The sequence below is a fragment of the Ensifer sp. CCNWLY38 genome, assembly GCF_037120565.1.
GTDB lineage: Bacteria > Pseudomonadota > Alphaproteobacteria > Rhizobiales > Rhizobiaceae > Ensifer > Ensifer adhaerens_H.
The window spans coordinates 304,306-321,614 of record NZ_JBBBBO010000001.1 but is presented as its reverse complement, the minus strand read 5'-3'; the positions used below and the strand labels follow the sequence as shown (position 1 = coordinate 321,614).

Sequence of the window (17,309 nt, the reverse complement as noted above, 5' to 3'; positions counted from 1 at the left end):
CTCTCAAATGACCTTGTCTGGTAAATTTCTTGCCGGGCAGCATTCTGGCTGCACGTCGTATCCCCTTGTTCTCCCCGCCCGCGGATATCGGCGGGGAGGCATCTTTGCAGCCCGACAAGAAAGGTGCGGCGGCCGATCTGCGCTGGGCTGACCTCGGACGCTAAAGAGACGAAAAGTGGCTGTCAGTTCCAAAGGTAACAGACGGGCCAGAAGAGCGGTGGATGTGGCGGATCCGGTTCAGCCGCGTTTCAGATGTTCGTCCAGCCGGGGCATGATCTCGACGAAATTGCAGGGCATGTGCCGGTAATCGAGCTGCTGCTTCAGGATGCTGTCCCACGCATCGCGGCAGGCGCCGGGTGAGCCGGGCAGGACGAAGATGAAGGTGGCGTTGGCGACCCCGCCGGTCGCGCGCGACTGGATCGTCGAAGTGCCGATCTTCTCGTAGGAGATCCGATGGAAAACCTCGGAGAAGCCGTCCATGCGTTTTTCGAACAGCGGCTCCAGCGCCTCCGGCGTCACGTCCCGGCCGGTGAAGCCCGTGCCGCCCGTCGTGATCACCACATCGATTGTCGGCTCCAGCGTCCAGGCCTTGACCTGGTCGTAAATCTTCGCCCGATCGTCCGGCACGATCGCGCGCGCTTCCAGGCGATGGCCTGCGTCGCGCACCCGCGCCTCCAGCGTGTCGCCCGATTTGTCGTCGGCGAGCGTGCGTGTGTCTGACACTGTAAGGATGGCAATTCCGACGGGAATGAAGGGGCGTTTTTCGTCGATGCCGGCCATTCTACTTGCCTCTTCCTGTCGTGTTGCAGGCGAGAACGTACCAGCCGGGCTGCGCCTCCGAAAGAGTACGCGCTGTCGCAGCCGCACGCTCACCGTTGCCGAAAATGCCGAAGCAAGTGGCGCCTGAGCCCGACATCCGAACCAGCACGGCTCCGGCCTCCGTCAGCGACTGGCAGACGTCGCCGATGACAGGCTGCAGCTGCTGCGCCGGCGGCTGCAGATCGTTGCGCATCGTTGCCATTGCCGCCAGCCACGCGTCGAGCGTTCCCGGAGCCAGAGGCAGAACGAGCGGCGCATTGGTCTTGTTCGTGAGTGTCCGGAAGACTACCGGCGTCGAAACGGCAACGAGCGGATTGACCAACACGAGGGGCAGGGACGGGAACTGGTCAAGCAGCGTGATGTCCTCGCCGATGCCCTTCGCCATGAGGGCTTTGCCGGCCAGACACATCGGCACGTCGGCGCCGAGCGCCAATGCCATTGCATCGAGGTGGGAGGGTTCGATCGTGGCATCCCAAAGTTCGAGAAGCCCAAGAAGCGTTGCCGCCGCGTCAGCGGAGCCGCCGCCGATGCCGGAGGCGAGGGGCAAATTCTTTTCGAGATGCAGATGAACAGGGCCGGCAGCGGCGAGGTCGCGGGACCGCAGTTCCTCACGCAGGACATCTCGCGCCTTTAGAACCAGATTGCCGCCCTGGGCGCTGGCATCCATTGGCAGTTCGGCGGCAAAGGGTCCCGATACGGTGAAGCGATCCGCGTCTGCCGATGCAAAGCCGATCCGGTCGCCGCGATCGGCAAAGGTAACGAGACTTTCGAGAAGATGGTGGCCGTCGGCCCGCTGGCCGACGACGTGGAGCGCCAGATTGATCTTTGCGGGCGCCGCGCGGGTCAGCGTGAAGCCCGCGATGCCGTCATCAATCATGGATCGATCAGGACTTCTTGTCCGGCGCCGGCGCTTCCGCTTCCGGGGTCACCTTCTTCGGCGCGGTTTCCTTGGCATCGGCGGAGGCCGGAACCTCTTCCTTCAGTGGCGGCAGGCCGTTTTCGATCTTCGCCTTGATCTTCGGGATCTCGGCTTCCTCGGGCTTCAGCTCAAGCGTCTGCGTCCATTGGAACACCGCTTCGAGCTTGCGGCCGACGCGCCAGTAGGCGTCACCGAGGTGGTCGTTGATCGTCGGGTCGCCAGCCATCAGCTCAGCCGCCTTTTCCAGTTCCACCACCGCATCGTCGAAGCGGTTCATGCGGAAATAGGCCCAGCCGAGTGAATCGACGATGTAGCCGTCGTCGGGCTTCAGTTCGACCGCCTTGCGGATCATCTCGAGGCCTTCGTCGAGATTGATGTTCATGTCGACCCAGGAATAGCCGAGATAGTTCAGCACCTGCGGCTGGTCCGGGTTGAGTTCCAGCGCCTTCTTGAAGCTCGGTTCGGCCTTGTCCCAAAGCTTCTGGCGCTCGTAGGCAATGCCGCGCTGGAAGAACACGGTCCAGTCGCTGCGCTTCGGCACCGGCCCGATTTGGTCGACGGCCCGGTCGTAGAGTTCGCCCATCTCCTTGAAGTCCTTGGCGTCGGACAGCACGCTGCCATAGGCGAGATAGTTGCGGATGTTCTTCGGATCGACGTCGATCAGCGCTTTCAGGTGCTTCTTGGCCTCGTCGACCTTGCCAATGCTGGCGAGGCTCAAGCCAAGCTGCAGTTCGGAGACCCGCCGCATCGGCGATGTCTCGGGAATAGCCTTGTAAAGCTCTATCGCCTCATCCGGCTTCTTCAAGTTTTCGGCGATACCACCGAGCATGACCAGAATATCGGCACTGTCGGGGTCGAGCCGGCGCGCGGTCTGCAGATAGAGCGAGACGATATCTTCGGCACCCTCGCGGTTAAGCGCAGCGCCGATAGAGAAGAGCACGGCTGCGGCACCCTGAGAGGCGTTCTTGACCTGCTGCTCCTGCGGTACGCCGTTCTCGATCTCGGTCCTCAGCGCCTGCAGCGGCGTGTAGTTGTTCACCATGTTTTCGCCAACGGCGATGGTGTCGAGTGCCTTCTGCTTGTTGTTTTCACGCGCCTCGAAGCGGGCAAGCGCCTCGACGGCTCGCATGAAGGTGTCGGGTGCAGCGCTGCCGCCTTCGCGGTCCAGAATAGCATCGTTGAGCCTGGTGCGCGCCGTCTGCTTGTCGCCCGCGGCAACTGCGATCGCTCCCGCATGATAGTTCTTGAAGACGCGGAACCAATCCGGACCTTCGAGCCCGTTGATCTGCGCCAGTGCTTCCTTCGGCTTGCCCTGGCCGAACTTCGCCCAGGCGGAAAGCAGGCCGTTCATCAGCCGGTCGAGATCGTTCGGGCCTTGGTAGTTCAGGAGCTTCTGCGCGTTGCGATATTCGCGCTTGCGGATCGCTTCGATCGCGCGGATCACGGTGGTGATGCGCTCGACGGCCGGGTCGGACTTGAGCTGCTCGGCAACCTTCGCGCCCTCGTCGAACTGGCCGGCCATCAGCAGGGTGATCATCAGCCGCTGCTTGACGTCGTTGTTGTTTGGTTCGAACTGCAGCGCGATCTTGTAGAGTTCGGTGGCGGAAGCGAAGTCGCGGTCCGTATCGGCGGTGCGGGCAGCGAGGAAGGCGCCGGCGAAGGTGTTCACCGACTTGATGTCGAAGGGCTCGCTCTCCTCGACAGCTGCGGCGACCTTGTCTTCCGCGAAGGCCTGGTGGCTGCCGCCGACTGCGGCGAGAGCCAGCAGTGCTGCGCCGCTGAGGAGGCGGAGGATCGTCATTTGCCGCATGTCAAACCTTTCGTGCCGATTGCTCGGTCTTGCGCACCACTGAGGGTTGTTTCCGGAGTCAGCCACATATAGCCCAGCGCAACTCTTGAGGAACAGAATGGCTTTTTTGGCGCAATGCGGCAAGAAAATCCTGTCGGTCGTCCCGGTAGGGTTGAGGTCCCGTCAGCTTACCCGGTCGATGCAGAAGTCGATCACTTCCGTGAGCGCCGACTTCCAGGGTGACGCCGGCAGCGGTGCCAGCGCATCCCGGGCAATCGTGCCGTAGTGCTGGGCGCGCGCGATGGTGTCGCTCAAGCCGCCATAGCGCTTGATCAGGCCGAGCGCCTTTTCGAGGTTCTGATCGCTGCTGTCACCACCTTCGATCGCCTCGCGCCAGAAGGCCCGGTCTTCCGCCGTTCCGCGGCGGTAGGACAGGATCACCGGAAGCGTGATCTTTCCTTCGCGGAAGTCGTCGCCGACATTCTTGCCGAGGTCGCTCGAGGAGCCGCCATAATCGAGCACGTCGTCGACGAGCTGGAAGGCGAGGCCAAGGTTCATGCCGTAGGATTTCAGCGCATTGCGGTCGGATTTGCTGGTCTGGGCGACGATCGGTCCGACTTCGGCGGCAGCGGCAAAGAGTGCTGCGGTCTTCGCGCGGATGACCTGGAGATAATCGTCCTCGGTTGTTTCCATGTTCTTGGCGACGGAAAGCTGGAGAACTTCGCCTTCTGCGATGACGGAAGCAGCCGTCGAGAGCACGTCGAGCGCGTCGAGCGAGCCGACATCGACCATCATGCGGAACGCCTGGCCGAGCAGGAAGTCACCGACGAGAACACTCGCCTGGTTGCCCCAGATCGTGCGCGCGGTGGACTTGCCGCGGCGAAGGTCGCTTTCGTCGACGACATCGTCGTGCAGCAGCGTCGCCGTATGCATGAACTCGACGCTGGTGGCGAGCTTGACGTGGGCGTCGCCCTCATAGCCGAACATCGAGGCGGAGGCGAGTGTCAGCATCGGGCGCAGCCGCTTGCCGCCGGAAGAAATCAGGTGGTTGGCGACTTCGGGAATCATCTGAACGTCGGAGCCGGCCTTCGACAGGATGAGCTGGTTGACGCGCTCCATGTCCGGCGCCGTCAGGTCGACGAGCGGCTTAACGGACGCCTGTTTGTTTTTGCTGTCTTCCAGCGGTATCACTACGCCCACACCGGGACTCCTGTTTTCATTGTCGCTTTCGACAATAGGAAGGGGTGTCTCGTGCGGCAAGAGGCGAATTGTCCCGCTTGCTGAAATAGGACAGGAAAAACCGCCGGATGAAGGAACTGATCCGTACCAACGATGCCGTCGTGCTCTCCTTTGCCGAGAGCCTGATGAAGGATGCCGGCATCGCAAGTCTCATCGCCGATCAGGGGATGAGCATTCTGGAAGGCTCGCTCGGCCTGTTGCCCCGCCGTTTTCTGGTCGCGGACGAGGACGCGGAAGCCGCGCGCCGGATACTGATTGACGCCGGGCTCGAGGCGGAGTTGCGGTCGTGAATTCGGACCCAGTGCTGGCGGCCGCAACCGAAACCGTCGATGCCTTCCATCGCGGCAAGTTCCATGTGGTTCAGCCGCTGGGGCAGGGACATCGCTCCGGTATGGACGCGATGCTGCTGGCATCGCTCGTTTCCTCGGACCGTGCCTGCCGCATCGCAGATCTTGGAGCCGGTGCGGGCGCCGCCGGCATGGCAGTCGCTTCGCGGATCGCAGCTGCGGAGGTGGTGCTGGTGGAGCGCTCACCGATCATGGCGGACTATGCCCGCCGCAGCCTGCTGCTGGCTGAGAATGCCCGCTTTGCCTCGCGGGTCTCGGTGCTGGAGGCTGACGTCGCGCTTGCCGGCAAGGCGCGTGTCGCGGCGGGTCTTACGGATGACAGCTTCGACCACGTGATCATGAACCCGCCCTTCAACGACGCTTCCGACCGCAAGACGCCGGACGGCCTCAAGGCTGAGGCCCATGCGATGAGCGACGGGCTCTTTGAGGTCTGGGTGAAGACGGCCGGTGCGATCATGAAGCCGGGCGGGCAACTGTCGTTGATTGCCCGGCCGGAATCGATCGCCGAGATCATCGCCGCCTGCGGCCGCCGCTTCGGCGGCATCGAGATCACGGCGCTGCATCCGCGCGTCGGCGAAAACGCCGTGCGCATCCTGGTGACGGCGATCAAGCAGAGCCGCAAGCGGCTGGTGTTGCGCGCGCCGCTCGTCATGCACGAGGAGGGGCATCGCTTCGCCGATCATGTAGACGATCTCAACAACGGTCGCGCCGCCTATCGCCGCCGCTGATTTAACGTATGCGGCATTGCGTTTGTCGTAGCAGTGCATACATGCCATGGATGGGCCAACACATTTGGCCATCGGAGCGGCATGGGGAAAAGTGCCATGCGGTTTTCCCCATGCCGCTCCGAAGCGATCCAGTAGGCGGGAGTTGAAATGAAGGCGTTCCTGAGACGGTTGTTGCCGAGGCGATTTCGCAGGGAAGGCGTCACGATCCCCGTTGTCCGGCTTCACGGTGCGATCATGGCCGGCGGTGGACAATTCCGGCCGGCGCTCAACCTGGCAACGGCGGCACCGCTTCTGGAAAAGGCCTTTGCAATTAAGGAAGCGCCTGCTGTTACGATCTCCGTCAATTCGCCCGGCGGTTCCCCGGTGCAGTCTCGCCTGATCTATCAGCGTATCCGGGACCTCGCCCAGGAGAAGAAGAAGCGCGTCCTGATCTTCGTCGAGGACGTTGCTGCGTCTGGCGGTTACATGATCGCGCTCGCCGGTGACGAGATCATCGCCGATCCGACCTCGATCGTCGGCTCGATCGGCGTCGTTTCCGGCGGTTTCGGCTTTCCGGAGCTGCTGAAGAAGATCGGCGTCGAACGACGCGTCTATACTGCCGGTGAAAACAAGGTGATGCTCGACCCGTTCCAGCCGGAAAAGGAAAACGACATCGCGTTTCTGAAGAACCTGCAGCTCGATATCCATGATACCTTCATCCAGATGGTGAAGGCGCGTCGCGGACAGATGCTCGCCGACGATCCGGATATCTTTTCCGGGCTTTTCTGGACCGGCCGACGCGGGCTGGAGCTGGGACTTATCGACGGTCTCGGCGATCTGCGCGGCGAGGTGAAGAAGCGCTATGGCGAAAAGGCGCGGCTCGAACTCATCCAGCCGGTACGCAGCCTTTTCGGCCGCCGGCAGACCGGCGCGGCCGTTGCCGGCGCCATTGTGGAGCCCTTGGCAGCGTCGGCTGCAGCGGGTCTTGCCGAAGCAATCGAGGAAAGGGCATTGTGGGCGCGGTTCGGGCTTTGAGCCCAAGCAATTCCAGCGAAATTGTAAGACGGTTTCGCATTCGGAGTTGCGTAAAAACAATGAGATAGGGCGTTCACCGGCTCCTTTTGATCGGCAACGCCCTAGCCCGCGCGCCATGGCCTTGGAGGAAAAATGCCGCAACTCATCCTGCTCCTGATCGCAGGTTTCATCTTCTGGCTCGGCTATCGCAAGTTCGTGGCCGACGCGCAGAAATTGACGCGCCAGCGTGAACAGGCCCGCCGCGAGGAGCGGACCGGGGCGCAGGGCACGCTGGTTAAGGATCCGGAAACCGGCGAGTACAGGCTGAAACGCGACGGCGAGTAGCGAGATCAAAGGGCGCGGAAGCTCCGGCGCGTCTAATTGGCGGGCCGGCGCTGTAGTTGCTTGACCCTTGTCATCAGGCGTGGCACCTGTCCGGCTCAATTTTTATGAAGAAATCCGGACGCGATCCATGACCACTCTGCCCGATCATATGAACCCGAAGCGCTCGTTTCAGGCCCTGATCCTGACTTTGCACAACTACTGGGCCGACAAGGGTTGCGCCGTCCTGCAGCCCTACGACATGGAAGTGGGCGCCGGTACCTTCCATCCGGCAACGACCTTGCGTGCGCTTGGCCCCCGTCCCTGGCGCGCCGCCTATGTGCAGCCGTCGCGTCGCCCGACCGATGGCCGCTATGGTGAAAACCCGAACCGCCTGCAGCACTATTATCAATACCAGGTGCTCCTGAAGCCGAACCCGTCCAACCTGCAGGAGCTCTATCTCGGCTCGCTGGAGGCGATCGGCCTCGATCCGCTGCTGCACGATATCCGCTTCGTCGAGGACGACTGGGAAAGCCCGACGCTCGGCGCCTGGGGCCTTGGCTGGGAATGCTGGTGCGATGGCATGGAAGTGTCGCAGTTCACCTATTTCCAGCAGGTCTGCGGTATCGAATGCTCGCCGGTCTCCGGCGAGCTGACCTATGGTCTCGAGCGTCTCGCCATGTATGTTCAGGGCGTCGACAACGTCTACGACCTGAACTTCAATGGCCGGGAAGGCGCCGAGAAGATCAGCTATGGCGACGTCTTCCTGCAGGCGGAACAGGAATATTCGCGCTACAATTTCGAATACGCCAACACGGCGATGCTGCATCAGCATTTCATTGACGCGGAAGCCGAGTGCCAGGCGTTGCTGGCCGCCGGCGCCCCGGGCGATCACAGCAACAATCAGCTGCACAAATGCGTCTTCCCGGCCTATGACCAGTGCATCAAGGCGAGCCACGTCTTCAACCTGCTCGATGCCCGCGGGGTGATCTCGGTCACCGAACGCCAGAGCTACATCCTGCGCGTGCGCACGCTGGCAAAGGCTTGCGGCGAAGCCTTTCTGTTGACCGATGCCGGTGGCGCAAACCTCAATCGGGACGCCGCTTGACCACGCAACCATCCGGCCTCGTCGTTCACATCAACGGCTGGCCCGGAACCGGCAAACTGACGATCGCGCGCCATCTGGCCGAAAGGCTGGGCGCGCGGCTTGCCGACAATCACACTCTGATCAATCCGGCCGAGGCGCTGTTTGCACGCAGCGACCCGCTCTATCGCTCGTTGCGGGCCACAGTTCGCAAGAGCGTGTTCGAGCATCTGGGGAGGGCGCCGCGCGAGCAGTCCTTCGTATTCACCGATGCGCTCTCGGATGACGCCGCCGACACGCGGGCTTTCGAGGATTGTGCCGCACTCGCGCGCGATCGTGGCGCCCGCTTCGTGGCGGTGGTCATCGATTGCGATGTCGAGGAAAATCTCAAGCGGCTGACACGGGCCGGACGGTCAAAGCAACACAAGCTGACCGATCCCGCGATCCTTTTGGAGCTTAGGGCCAAACACAGATTGCTGCGGGGCAATGGTCATGCGGTTGTCGAGATCGATGTGACGACGCTTGGCGCCAATGAGGCCGCCGAGCATATCGCCGGCCGTATCCTTGCGTGATCAAACAACTTTGACGATGGCGGCGGCCTTGTTGGCCTGGTCCAGCGTGGGGTAGGCGCCGGTGTAGATCTGACCAGCGTAGGTCTGTAAGGCGCGACGAACACCGACTGGCTTTTCCTCTGCCACGGAGACGTTCGCATAGGCAACGAAAAGCGCCGTAAAGGCGATTGCGTTGATGAGGGGTGCGAACGTTTTCATGACCTTAGCTTCGTCTTCCAGGAGTTGCTCTCTGGATTGGAATATGGCTGAAGGTCAGCAATGCTGCCGTTCCCATTGGAACAGGGATTGGACGCCGCACGCGAACACTGTGTTCACAGGGGCGACATGCGCATTGTCTCCGTTCGCTGCGACAGTTGGGGAGGAGTGCGTTTCTCCGCGCAATTGCGGTAGAAAGGCCTTTGCAGCTTGAAAGCCGGTGCTAATCTCGGCCGGGCAATTTTGGAGGGCACCCTATGATCGGTCTGGCAATCGCCGTCGTCGTGATCCTGTATCTGGTTTTCGTCTATAACGGTCTCGTCAAGGCGCGGCAGATCGCCGAGGAGGCCTGGTCCGGCATCGATGTGCAGTTGAAGCGTCGTGCGGATCTCATCCCCAACCTGATCGAAACCGTGAAGGGCTACGCGGCGCACGAGAAGTCGACGCTGGAAGAGGTGATCGCCATGCGCAACCGCGCACAGGCGGTGCCATCAGGCGACGTCGAGGGACGGGCCCAGGCGGAGGGTGCGCTCTCCCAAGCGCTCGGCAAGCTGTTTGCGCTCGCCGAAGCCTATCCGGACCTGAAGGCCAACGAGAATTTCGTCGAGCTGCAGCGCTCGCTGGAGACGATCGAAGGCGAGATCCAGATGTCGCGCCGCTACTACAACGGCGCTGCCCGCGATCTCAACGTCAAGGTCGAGAGCTTTCCGTCGAATCTGATCGCCAATGCCTTCCGCTTCGTCAAGGCTGGCTATTTCGAGATCACCAACGAAGCCGATCGCGCCGTGCCGCAGGTCAAGTTCTGACCATTCCTCGTCGCGATCCCGATCGCTACAAACCTTCCGGCCGCGGGTTCCCACCGCGGCTCAATTCGCATCAAGAGACCTATTCGATGACCACCGATACTATGAAGAAGCTGACCGTCCTGCCGACCGACCATCCGCTGCGCGGCCATGTGCGCCCGCCGGGCTCGAAGTCGATCACCAACCGCGCGCTTTTGCTGGCCGGCCTTGCGAAAGGTACGAGCCGATTGACGGGCGCGCTGAAGAGCGACGACACCCGCTACATGGCGGATGCGCTCAGGGCGATGGGTGTCGAGGTCAGCGAGCCGGATGAAACCACCTTCGTCGTGACCAGCACGGGCAAGCTGCTCCCACCGGCTGCACCGCTGTTCCTCGGCAATGCCGGAACGGCGACGCGCTTCCTGACGGCGGCGGCCGCTCTCGTCGATGGCGCAGTCGTCGTCGACGGCGACCAGCATATGCGCAAGCGGCCGATCAAGCCGCTGGTCGAAGCAATCGGCGCGCTCGGCGTCGAGGTTACCTCCGAGACCGGCTGCCCGCCGGTCACCGTCAAGGGCACCGGCGGCTTCCCGGCCGGCCGCGTCGTCATCGACGCCGGCCTCTCCAGCCAGTATGTCTCGGCGCTTCTGATGGCGGCTCCTGGCGCCAAGGGACCGGTCAGCATCGAACTTGCCGGCGACGAGATCGGCGCCCGTGGCTACATCGACCTGACGGTCGCCGCCATGCGCGCCTTCGGTGCCGAAGTCGAGCAGGTGAGCCCGTCCGTCTGGCAGGTCGCGCCGACCGGCTACAAAGCGGCCGACTATGTCATCGAGCCGGATGCCTCGGCTGCCACCTATCTCTGGGCGGCGGAAGTGCTGACCGGCGGTGCCATCGATCTCGGTGTCCCGGCAACGGCTTTCTCCCAGCCGGATGCACGCGCCCATGCGGTGATCTCAAGTTTCCCGAACCTGCCCGCGGTTATCGACGGTTCGCAGATGCAGGACGCGATCCCGACGATCGCCGTGCTCGCCGCCTTCAACAACACGCCGGTGCGCTTCGTCGGTCTTGCCAACCTGCGCGTCAAGGAATGTGACCGCGTGCGCGCGCTGTCGCTCGGCCTGACGGCGATCCGGCCGGGTCTTGCGCATGAGGAAGGCGACGACCTCATCGTCTCTTCCGACCCGGCTCTTGCCGGCCAGACCCTGCCGGCATCGATCGACACCTTCGCCGATCATCGCATCGCCATGAGCTTCGCGCTTGCTGGCCTGAAGATCCATGGCATCACCATCGAGGATCCCGGCTGCGTCGCAAAGACCTATCCGGCCTATTGGGACGCGCTCGCCTCCCTCGGCGTCGAATTCACCGGCGACCGGCCCTAACGCCCGGCGCTGTGCCTTGAAAGTCAACGACAGGAAAGCTTGATCCGCATGGCCCGCCTCGCTGCCGCATTCGCCGTTCTGGTTCTTTTTCTGGCGACGGCGGGCATCGGGCGGGCGGAGGAAGTCTTCTCCGCCTATCGCTCCGTCATCGACCTCGCCAAGGACGGCACGATGACCGTCACCGAGACGATCACGGCGACGGTCGAGGGCAACAAGATCCGCCGCGGCATCTATCGCGACCTGCCTTTGACCTTCACCGACGCGAAGGGCAAGCGCAGCAAGGTGGACTTCACGCTTCAGTCGGTCGAGCGCGACGGCGAGGAGGAGCCCTACCGCACCGAGACGATCAGCGGCGGCATCCGCATCTACACCGGTTCGGCCGAGGTGTTTCTGGAGCCGGGTGAGCACACCTTCCAGTTCACCTATGAAACCGGCCGGCAGATCCGTTTCTTCGACAATCACGACGAACTCTACTGGAACGTTACCGGCACGGAGTGGGACTTCCCGATTGATGAGGCGAGCGCCACGGTGACCCTGCCGGAAGGCGTCAGGGCGGAAGCACTCGATTTCTTCACCGGCGGCTATGGAGCAAAGGACAAGAGCGCCCGGGCCTCGCGGGACGGCAGCGAGATCTTTTTCGCCACCACCCGCCGTCTCGATCCGCGGGAAGGGCTGACCATCGCCATCAAGATGCCGAAGGGCAGCATCGACCGGCCGTCCTCCAGCCAGGAGAACACCTGGTGGCTGCGTGACCACCTCGCGCTCGTCATCGCCGGTGCCGGGCTCGTCCTCGTCCTCATCTATTACGGCCAGGCCTGGCTGCGGGTCGGGCGTGACCCGGACCGTGGCGTCATGGTGCCGCGCTGGGATCCGCCGGAAGACATCTCGCCGGCGCTGGTCAACTATATCGACAACAAGGGCTTCTCCGGCGAAGGCTGGACGGCGCTTTCGGCGGCAGCACTCAACCTCGCGGTCAAGGGCCATGTGGTTCTAGAAGATCTCAAGAACGCCATCGTCATCGCCGCCACCGGCAAGGGAAGCAACGAAAAACTGCCAACCGGCGAAGCGGCGGTCATGAAGGCGGTCAATGCGGCCGGTGGAAAGCTCACGATCGATCGCGCTCATGGTACACGGGTACAGGCAACCGGCGCCGAATTCCGCAATGCGATGGAGCGCGAGCATCGCGGCAAGTACTACCTGGCGAACAGCGGCTACATCGTTGCCGGCGTCATCCTGTCGGTGCTTTCGGTCGCGGCGGTCTTCCTCTTCGGCGATCTCAGCGAGGACAGCCTGCCGCTGGTGATCGTTCCCGTCTTCATCGCCTTCTTCGTGTCGATCCTCGCCGTCTCATTCGGCAAGTCGCTGCGCCGTGAGAAGAGCCTGATGAGCCGGATCATGTCGATCGTGGTGGTCGCCTTCATCGGCTTCGTCGCCTTCACGATCTTCTCGGCGGTCCTGGCAGCCGTCTTCTATTCAGCCGCTGAAACCCATGAGTTGCCGCTGTTGTTCGTGATCGGCGCCATCGTGCTCGTCAACGTCTTGTTCTTCTTCCTGATGGGCGCACCGACGCCGCTCGGCACGCGGATGATGGATGGCATCGACGGGCTTAGGCAGTACATGACGCTCGCCGAAAAGGACCGGATGAATATGCAGGGCGCGCCCGAGATGTCGCCTCGGCATTTCGAGACGCTTCTGCCCTATGCGGTAGCGCTCGGCGTCGAAAAGCCCTGGACCGCGACCTTCGATCGCTGGCTGCTTGCTGCGGCTGCCGGAGCGGCAGCCGCAGCCGCCTATCAGCCGAGCTGGTACCACGGCGACGGCTTCGGCTCGAGCACCTTCGGCGACCGTATCGGCGGATTTGCCGGTTCGATGGCGGACACGATGACCTCGTCCCTGCCGCCCCCGCCCAAGTCGTCGTCATCAGGCTTTTCGACCGGGGGCGGGTTCTCCGGCGGCGGCGGTGGCGGTGGCGGCGGCGGCGGTTGGTGAATCCGCCGCACACTCGGGCATAGAAATCCAAATTCATCGCGGCGCTTGGTGACAATGTTGCCAGAGATTGCTAAGTCCGCCGCAACCGTCAGGAACAGAAAAAGTCGCTCCCATGCCCGATCTTCTTATCGAACTCCGCTCCGAGGAAATTCCTGCCCGCCTGCAGCGCAAGGCAGCCGGCGACCTCAAGAAGCTGCTGACCGATGCTCTGGTCGAAGCGGGCCTGACCTATGAGGGCGCGCGAGAATATTGGACGCCGCGCCGGCTGACGCTCGATATCCGTGGGCTGAACGCCCGCTCCGCCGATATTCGCGAAGAGCGCAAGGGCCCGCGCACCGACGCCAACGAGAAGGCGATCGAAGGCTTCCTGCGTGGCGCCGGTCTCTCCTCGATCAGCGAGGCGCATGTTCACAGCGATCCGAAGAAGGGCGATTTCTATGTCGCCCACATCGTCAAGCCGGGTCGTCCGGCCGAAGAGATCATCGCCGAGGCGATGCCTGATATCATCCGCAACTTCCCCTGGCCGAAGCCGATGCGCTCCGGCGTGGCCTCGGCAAAGCCCGGTGCGCTTCGCTGGGTTCGCCCGCTGCAATCGATCGTCTGCACCTTCGGCTCGGAGACCGAGGAAACCCATGTGATCCCGTTTGAAGTCGACGGCATCGTCGCCTCGAACGTCACCTATGGCCACCGTTTCCACGCGCCTGAGGCAATCACAGTTCGCCGCTTTGCCGACTACGCCGAAAAGCTCGAAAAGGCGAAGGTCGTTCTCGATGGCGAGCGCCGCAAGGAAATGATCCTTGCCGATGCGCGCAACGTGGCCTTCGCCAATGGTCTTGAGCTGGTCGAGGACGAAGGTCTGTTGGAAGAGGTCTCCGGCCTCGTCGAATGGCCGCAGGTGCTGATGGGCAGCTTCGAGGATGCCTATCTCGAAATCCCCTCGGAAATCATCCGTCTGACGATCAAGACCAACCAGAAGTGCTTCGTCACCCGCGCGCCTGGCGCCGACACGCTCTCCAACAAGTTCATCCTCGTTTCGAACATCGAGGCGAAGGACGGCGGCAAGGAGATCGTGCACGGCAACGGCAAGGTCGTGCGCGCCCGCCTTTCGGACGCCGCCCATTTTTGGCACCGCGACCAGGGCAACCTGCCGGATCTCGAAACGCTGGAAGCGTCCGCGGAAAAGTTCGCTCTCGATCTCAAGAAGCCGCTCGACCAGCGCATGGCCAAGCTCGACTCGCTGAACGTCACTTTCCACGCCAAGCTCGGCACGCAGGGCGAACGCGTAGCCCGCATCCGGGCGCTTGCCACCGAACTCGCCAAGGTGATCGGCGCGGATCAGGAGCTCGTCGACCGCGCCGTGGTGCTCGCCAAGGCGGACCTGCGCACCGAAGCGGTCGGTGAATTCCCCGAGCTTCAGGGCATCATGGGTCACAAATATGCGCTGCTTCAAGGCGAAGAGCAGTCGGTCGCCGATGCGCTCGAGGATCACTACAAGCCGCAGGGCCCGTCCGATCGCGTGCCGACCGATCCGGTGGCGGTAACCGTGGCGCTTGCCGACAAGCTCGACACGCTGGTCGGCTTCTGGGCGATCGACGAAAAGCCGACCGGCTCCAAGGATCCCTATGCGCTGCGCCGCGCCGCACTCGGCGTTATCCGTCTGATCCTGGAAGGCAAGGCGCGCCTGGCTTTGCTCCCGGCTTTCGAAGCCGCGCTGGTTGCTCTCCGAGCACAGAAGCCGGCGCTCGCGGACGACGTTTCCGCCGATCTGCTCTCCTTCTTCCATGACCGGCTCAAGGTCTATCTGCGCGATCTGGGCGCCCGTCACGACCTGATCGACGCGGTCCTGACGTCGGATTCGGACGACCTCCTGATGATTGCCCGCCGCGTCGAGGCGCTGACGGCGTTCATCACCGACGAGGAAGGCCGCAACCTCTTGGCCGGCACCAAGCGTGCGACGCAGATCCTGGCAGCCGAAGAGAAGAAGGGAACCACCGTCGCCGACGCCGTCGATGCCGGCCTTTTCCGTCTCGATGCCGAAAAGGCGCTGCACCAGGCCGTCGAAACCGGTTCGGGCGAAGCGCGCAACGCGATCGCCAAGGAAGACTTCCGTTCGGCGATGGAAGCGCTGGCAAGGCTGCGCGAACCGGTGGATCAGTTCTTCAACGACGTGCTGGTCAATGATGACGATGCCGCGATCCGCGCGAACCGCCTGGCGCTGCTGGGCCTGATCCGTTCGGCAACCGGCACGGTCGCGGACTTCTCCAAGATTGCAGGCTAAGGCGAAGCGGGGTGCCACCGGTTCGCCGGAAGCATCCGCTGTTGCTCTCGCACAAACGTTCAAGCAGGTCGCCGCGGGGCGACCTATATCCTGTCTTCATCAAACCGATGGAGACAGCCGATGAATATCGCGACGAAGACCCACAAGCCGATCAATTTCGCCGAAAAGCTCTCGCTCTTCAGCGATCAGTGGCAACCGCGCGTCATTGCCGAGCTCAATGATTACCAGTTCAAGATCGTGCGCATCGAGGGCGACTTCATCTGGCACGATCACAAGGATACCGACGAGGCCTTCATCGTGCTCGAAGGTACGCTGCGCATCGACTTCCGCGATGGCTCGGTGACGCTTGGGCCAGGAGAGATGTACGTCGTGCCGAAGGGCGTCGAGCACAAGCCCTATGCGGAGCGCGAGGTGAAGATGCTGCTGATTGAGCCACGCGGCACCCTCAATACCGGCCATGAGGGCGGCGGACGCACGGCCGAAAACGATCGCTGGATCTGACGCGCGTGGCTGCCCACTGCATGTCTCCTTAAATCGACCTCGATTTGAGGACGAAGACATGCAGCGCGGCGCTGTAGGGTCGGGATCGCGCTTGATGACCGTCACCGTCTCGGAGTAGGAAGTCGTATGCCCGCAAAGATCCTCGTCAGCGCCTGCCTCATGGGCCATGCCGTCCGCTATGACGGTCAGTCGAAGCCGCTCCTTCATCCGGCGATCGATCGCTGGCGGGCCGAAGGCCGACTCGTGACCATCTGTCCGGAAATGTCGGCTGGCATGCCGGTGCCGCGCCCGCCGGCCGAGATCGCTGCCGGCGCCGTCGGCAAGGACGTGCTCGAAGGTGAGGCGAGGGTGGTGGAGATCAACGGCCGCGACGTCACCGAAGGATTCGTGCGGGCGGCCGAAAACGCGCTTTCGCTGGCGAAGGAAACCGGCTGTCGCTTTGCGCTGCTGATCGATGGCAGCCCGTCCTGCGGATCCGGCTTCGTCTATGACGGCAGCTTTTCCGGCGCTCGCCATCCGGGCGAGGGTGTGACGGCAGCATTGCTGGCCGGCAATGGCATCGAAGTCTATTCGGACAGGCAAATCGAGGCGCTGGTCGCGCGGATCGAAGGACTGCAAGGCCCATAATAAAAGATTACGCCCCTGCTTCTCTCAGGGGCGCAATCTCTCGCTGTGCAGCGAAACGCCCGTCAGCCTTGCATGCAGGGGACAGCTGAGCGGGGCAGGGAACTTTCCCGATAGGAGATCAGTCTAGCCGAAGTTCGAGGGTGGACGGATCAAATTGCTGTGAGCCGTCTTCGGTTGGCGGTGCAACCGTGCCGCCCATGGAGGCGCCGATCGGCGTGACCGCGGCGGTCTTTGCGGTCTGGTCGATCGCGATCATCTTCGCGTCATCCGACACCGGGTTCTGGTCGTCCGCATTCGTCGAGACGACGACCGTCGGGGAGGTATCACTGTCGGCGGAAGCCGCCTTGATGATCTCCGGCGAAGGCTTGCTGACGAAGACGACCGGGGAGCCACCGAGCCAGGCTTCGGTGCGCACCATCTTCATCTCGCCGTTGATTTTCTTGAGCTCGACCGTTTCGTCGCCTGCAGCGATCGTGGGCACGACATAGGTCACCTTCTTCTTCGACTGCAGCGGCGGGCATTCGGCGCAGGAGACCGTGGCGACACTGGCGTTGTCGGTCGTGCCGGACGCGAGCGCCTCGATCGACGACGCCTCTGCGTTGCCGGCGGCAAGCCCAAGGACGGTGGTGATCAGCAACAGGCGCATACGCTTTCTCCCGCAATTGTTAGCGGCGAGAATATGCGCACTCCCTTACTTTCCCGTCAGGAGAATTGGTAAAAATAGAATGATCCGGAAATGAGTTC

At 62.9% G+C, this 17,309-nt stretch carries 18 protein-coding genes; 12 read left to right on the top strand and 6 right to left on the bottom strand.

Annotation, left to right across the window (positions count from 1 at the left end):
* Nucleotides 1-237: 237 nt before the first annotated feature.
* The 4 genes from moaB to V7S54_RS01655 form a co-directional block, all read right to left on the bottom strand.
* On the bottom strand, nt 238-780 hold the full coding sequence (moaB, locus tag V7S54_RS01670; protein WP_065372677.1) for a molybdenum cofactor biosynthesis protein B: 543 nt from the start codon (nt 778-780) through the stop codon (nt 238-240).
* Between the two features lies 1 nt (nt 781).
* On the bottom strand, nt 782-1,696 hold the full coding sequence (locus tag V7S54_RS01665) for a 4-(cytidine 5'-diphospho)-2-C-methyl-D-erythritol kinase (protein WP_065372676.1): 915 nt from the start codon (nt 1,694-1,696) through the stop codon (nt 782-784).
* Nucleotides 1,697-1,703: 7 nt separating this feature from the next.
* Nucleotides 1,704-3,548 (bottom strand): tetratricopeptide repeat protein, encoded by a 1,845-nt coding sequence (locus tag V7S54_RS01660; protein ID WP_065372675.1) that lies wholly within the window; start codon nt 3,546-3,548, stop codon nt 1,704-1,706.
* Between the two features lie 162 nt (nt 3,549-3,710).
* On the bottom strand, nt 3,711-4,727 hold the full coding sequence (locus V7S54_RS01655) for a polyprenyl synthetase family protein (RefSeq protein ID WP_058320418.1): 1,017 nt from the start codon (nt 4,725-4,727) through the stop codon (nt 3,711-3,713).
* A gap of 107 nt (nt 4,728-4,834) precedes the next feature.
* On the opposite strand from V7S54_RS01655, the gene V7S54_RS01650 reads away from it, so the two are divergent.
* The 6 genes from V7S54_RS01650 to V7S54_RS01625 all read left to right on the top strand — a co-directional run bounded on the left by V7S54_RS01650 (nt 4,835) and on the right by V7S54_RS01625 (nt 8,811).
* Nucleotides 4,835-5,056, top strand: a complete 222-nt coding sequence (locus tag V7S54_RS01650) for a putative signal transducing protein (protein ID WP_057250796.1) — start codon at nt 4,835-4,837, stop codon at nt 5,054-5,056.
* Nucleotides 5,053-5,841, top strand: a complete 789-nt coding sequence (locus tag V7S54_RS01645; RefSeq protein WP_065372674.1) for a tRNA1(Val) (adenine(37)-N6)-methyltransferase — start codon at nt 5,053-5,055, stop codon at nt 5,839-5,841. The genes V7S54_RS01650 and V7S54_RS01645 overlap by 4 nt, the downstream gene beginning before the upstream one ends.
* A 147-nt stretch (nt 5,842-5,988) precedes the next feature.
* Nucleotides 5,989-6,855, top strand: a complete 867-nt coding sequence (locus tag V7S54_RS01640) for a S49 family peptidase (RefSeq protein ID WP_065372673.1) — start codon at nt 5,989-5,991, stop codon at nt 6,853-6,855.
* A gap of 132 nt (nt 6,856-6,987) precedes the next feature.
* Nucleotides 6,988-7,179, top strand: a complete 192-nt coding sequence (locus V7S54_RS01635; RefSeq protein ID WP_065372672.1) for a hypothetical protein — start codon at nt 6,988-6,990, stop codon at nt 7,177-7,179.
* Between the two features lie 127 nt (nt 7,180-7,306).
* Nucleotides 7,307-8,263 carry a glycine--tRNA ligase subunit alpha gene (locus V7S54_RS01630; RefSeq protein ID WP_065372671.1) on the top strand — a complete coding sequence of 319 codons (957 nt, stop codon included), beginning with the start codon at nt 7,307-7,309 and terminating at the stop codon, nt 8,261-8,263.
* The gene (locus tag V7S54_RS01625) at nt 8,260-8,811 is read left to right on the top strand and encodes an AAA family ATPase (RefSeq protein WP_065372670.1); all 552 of its coding nucleotides are present in this window, start codon (nt 8,260-8,262) and stop codon (nt 8,809-8,811) included. The genes V7S54_RS01630 and V7S54_RS01625 overlap by 4 nt, the downstream gene beginning before the upstream one ends.
* Here the strand turns inward: V7S54_RS01625 and V7S54_RS01620 are convergent, their stop codons facing one another.
* On the bottom strand, nt 8,812-9,009 hold the full coding sequence (locus V7S54_RS01620; RefSeq protein ID WP_065372669.1) for a hypothetical protein: 198 nt from the start codon (nt 9,007-9,009) through the stop codon (nt 8,812-8,814).
* Between the two features lie 254 nt (nt 9,010-9,263).
* On the opposite strand from V7S54_RS01620, the gene V7S54_RS01615 reads away from it, so the two are divergent.
* From V7S54_RS01615 to V7S54_RS01590, 6 genes are all read left to right on the top strand, one after another.
* The gene (locus V7S54_RS01615) at nt 9,264-9,812 is read left to right on the top strand and encodes a LemA family protein (protein ID WP_065372668.1); all 549 of its coding nucleotides are present in this window, start codon (nt 9,264-9,266) and stop codon (nt 9,810-9,812) included.
* A gap of 86 nt (nt 9,813-9,898) precedes the next feature.
* Entirely contained in the window at nt 9,899-11,170 is a 1,272-nt protein-coding gene (locus V7S54_RS01610; RefSeq protein WP_065372667.1) for a 3-phosphoshikimate 1-carboxyvinyltransferase, read from the top strand.
* Nucleotides 11,171-11,218: 48 nt separating this feature from the next.
* A complete protein-coding gene (locus V7S54_RS01605; protein ID WP_065372666.1) occupies nt 11,219-13,159 on the top strand; it encodes a DUF2207 domain-containing protein in 1,941 nt (646 codons plus the stop codon).
* Between the two features lie 112 nt (nt 13,160-13,271).
* Nucleotides 13,272-15,437 (top strand): glycine--tRNA ligase subunit beta, encoded by a 2,166-nt coding sequence (gene glyS, locus V7S54_RS01600; protein WP_065372665.1) that lies wholly within the window; start codon nt 13,272-13,274, stop codon nt 15,435-15,437.
* 120 nt (nt 15,438-15,557) lie between these two features.
* Entirely contained in the window at nt 15,558-15,938 is a 381-nt protein-coding gene (locus V7S54_RS01595; protein WP_065372664.1) for a cupin domain-containing protein, read from the top strand.
* A 126-nt stretch (nt 15,939-16,064) separates the two neighbouring features.
* Nucleotides 16,065-16,565 (top strand): DUF523 domain-containing protein, encoded by a 501-nt coding sequence (locus tag V7S54_RS01590; RefSeq protein ID WP_065372663.1) that lies wholly within the window; start codon nt 16,065-16,067, stop codon nt 16,563-16,565.
* A gap of 118 nt (nt 16,566-16,683) precedes the next feature.
* Here the strand turns inward: V7S54_RS01590 and V7S54_RS01585 are convergent, their stop codons facing one another.
* Nucleotides 16,684-17,211, bottom strand: coding sequence for a plant virulence effector HPE1-like domain-containing protein (locus V7S54_RS01585; protein ID WP_065372662.1), 528 nt, complete (start codon nt 17,209-17,211; stop codon nt 16,684-16,686).
* Nucleotides 17,212-17,309: the final 98 nt, after the last annotated feature.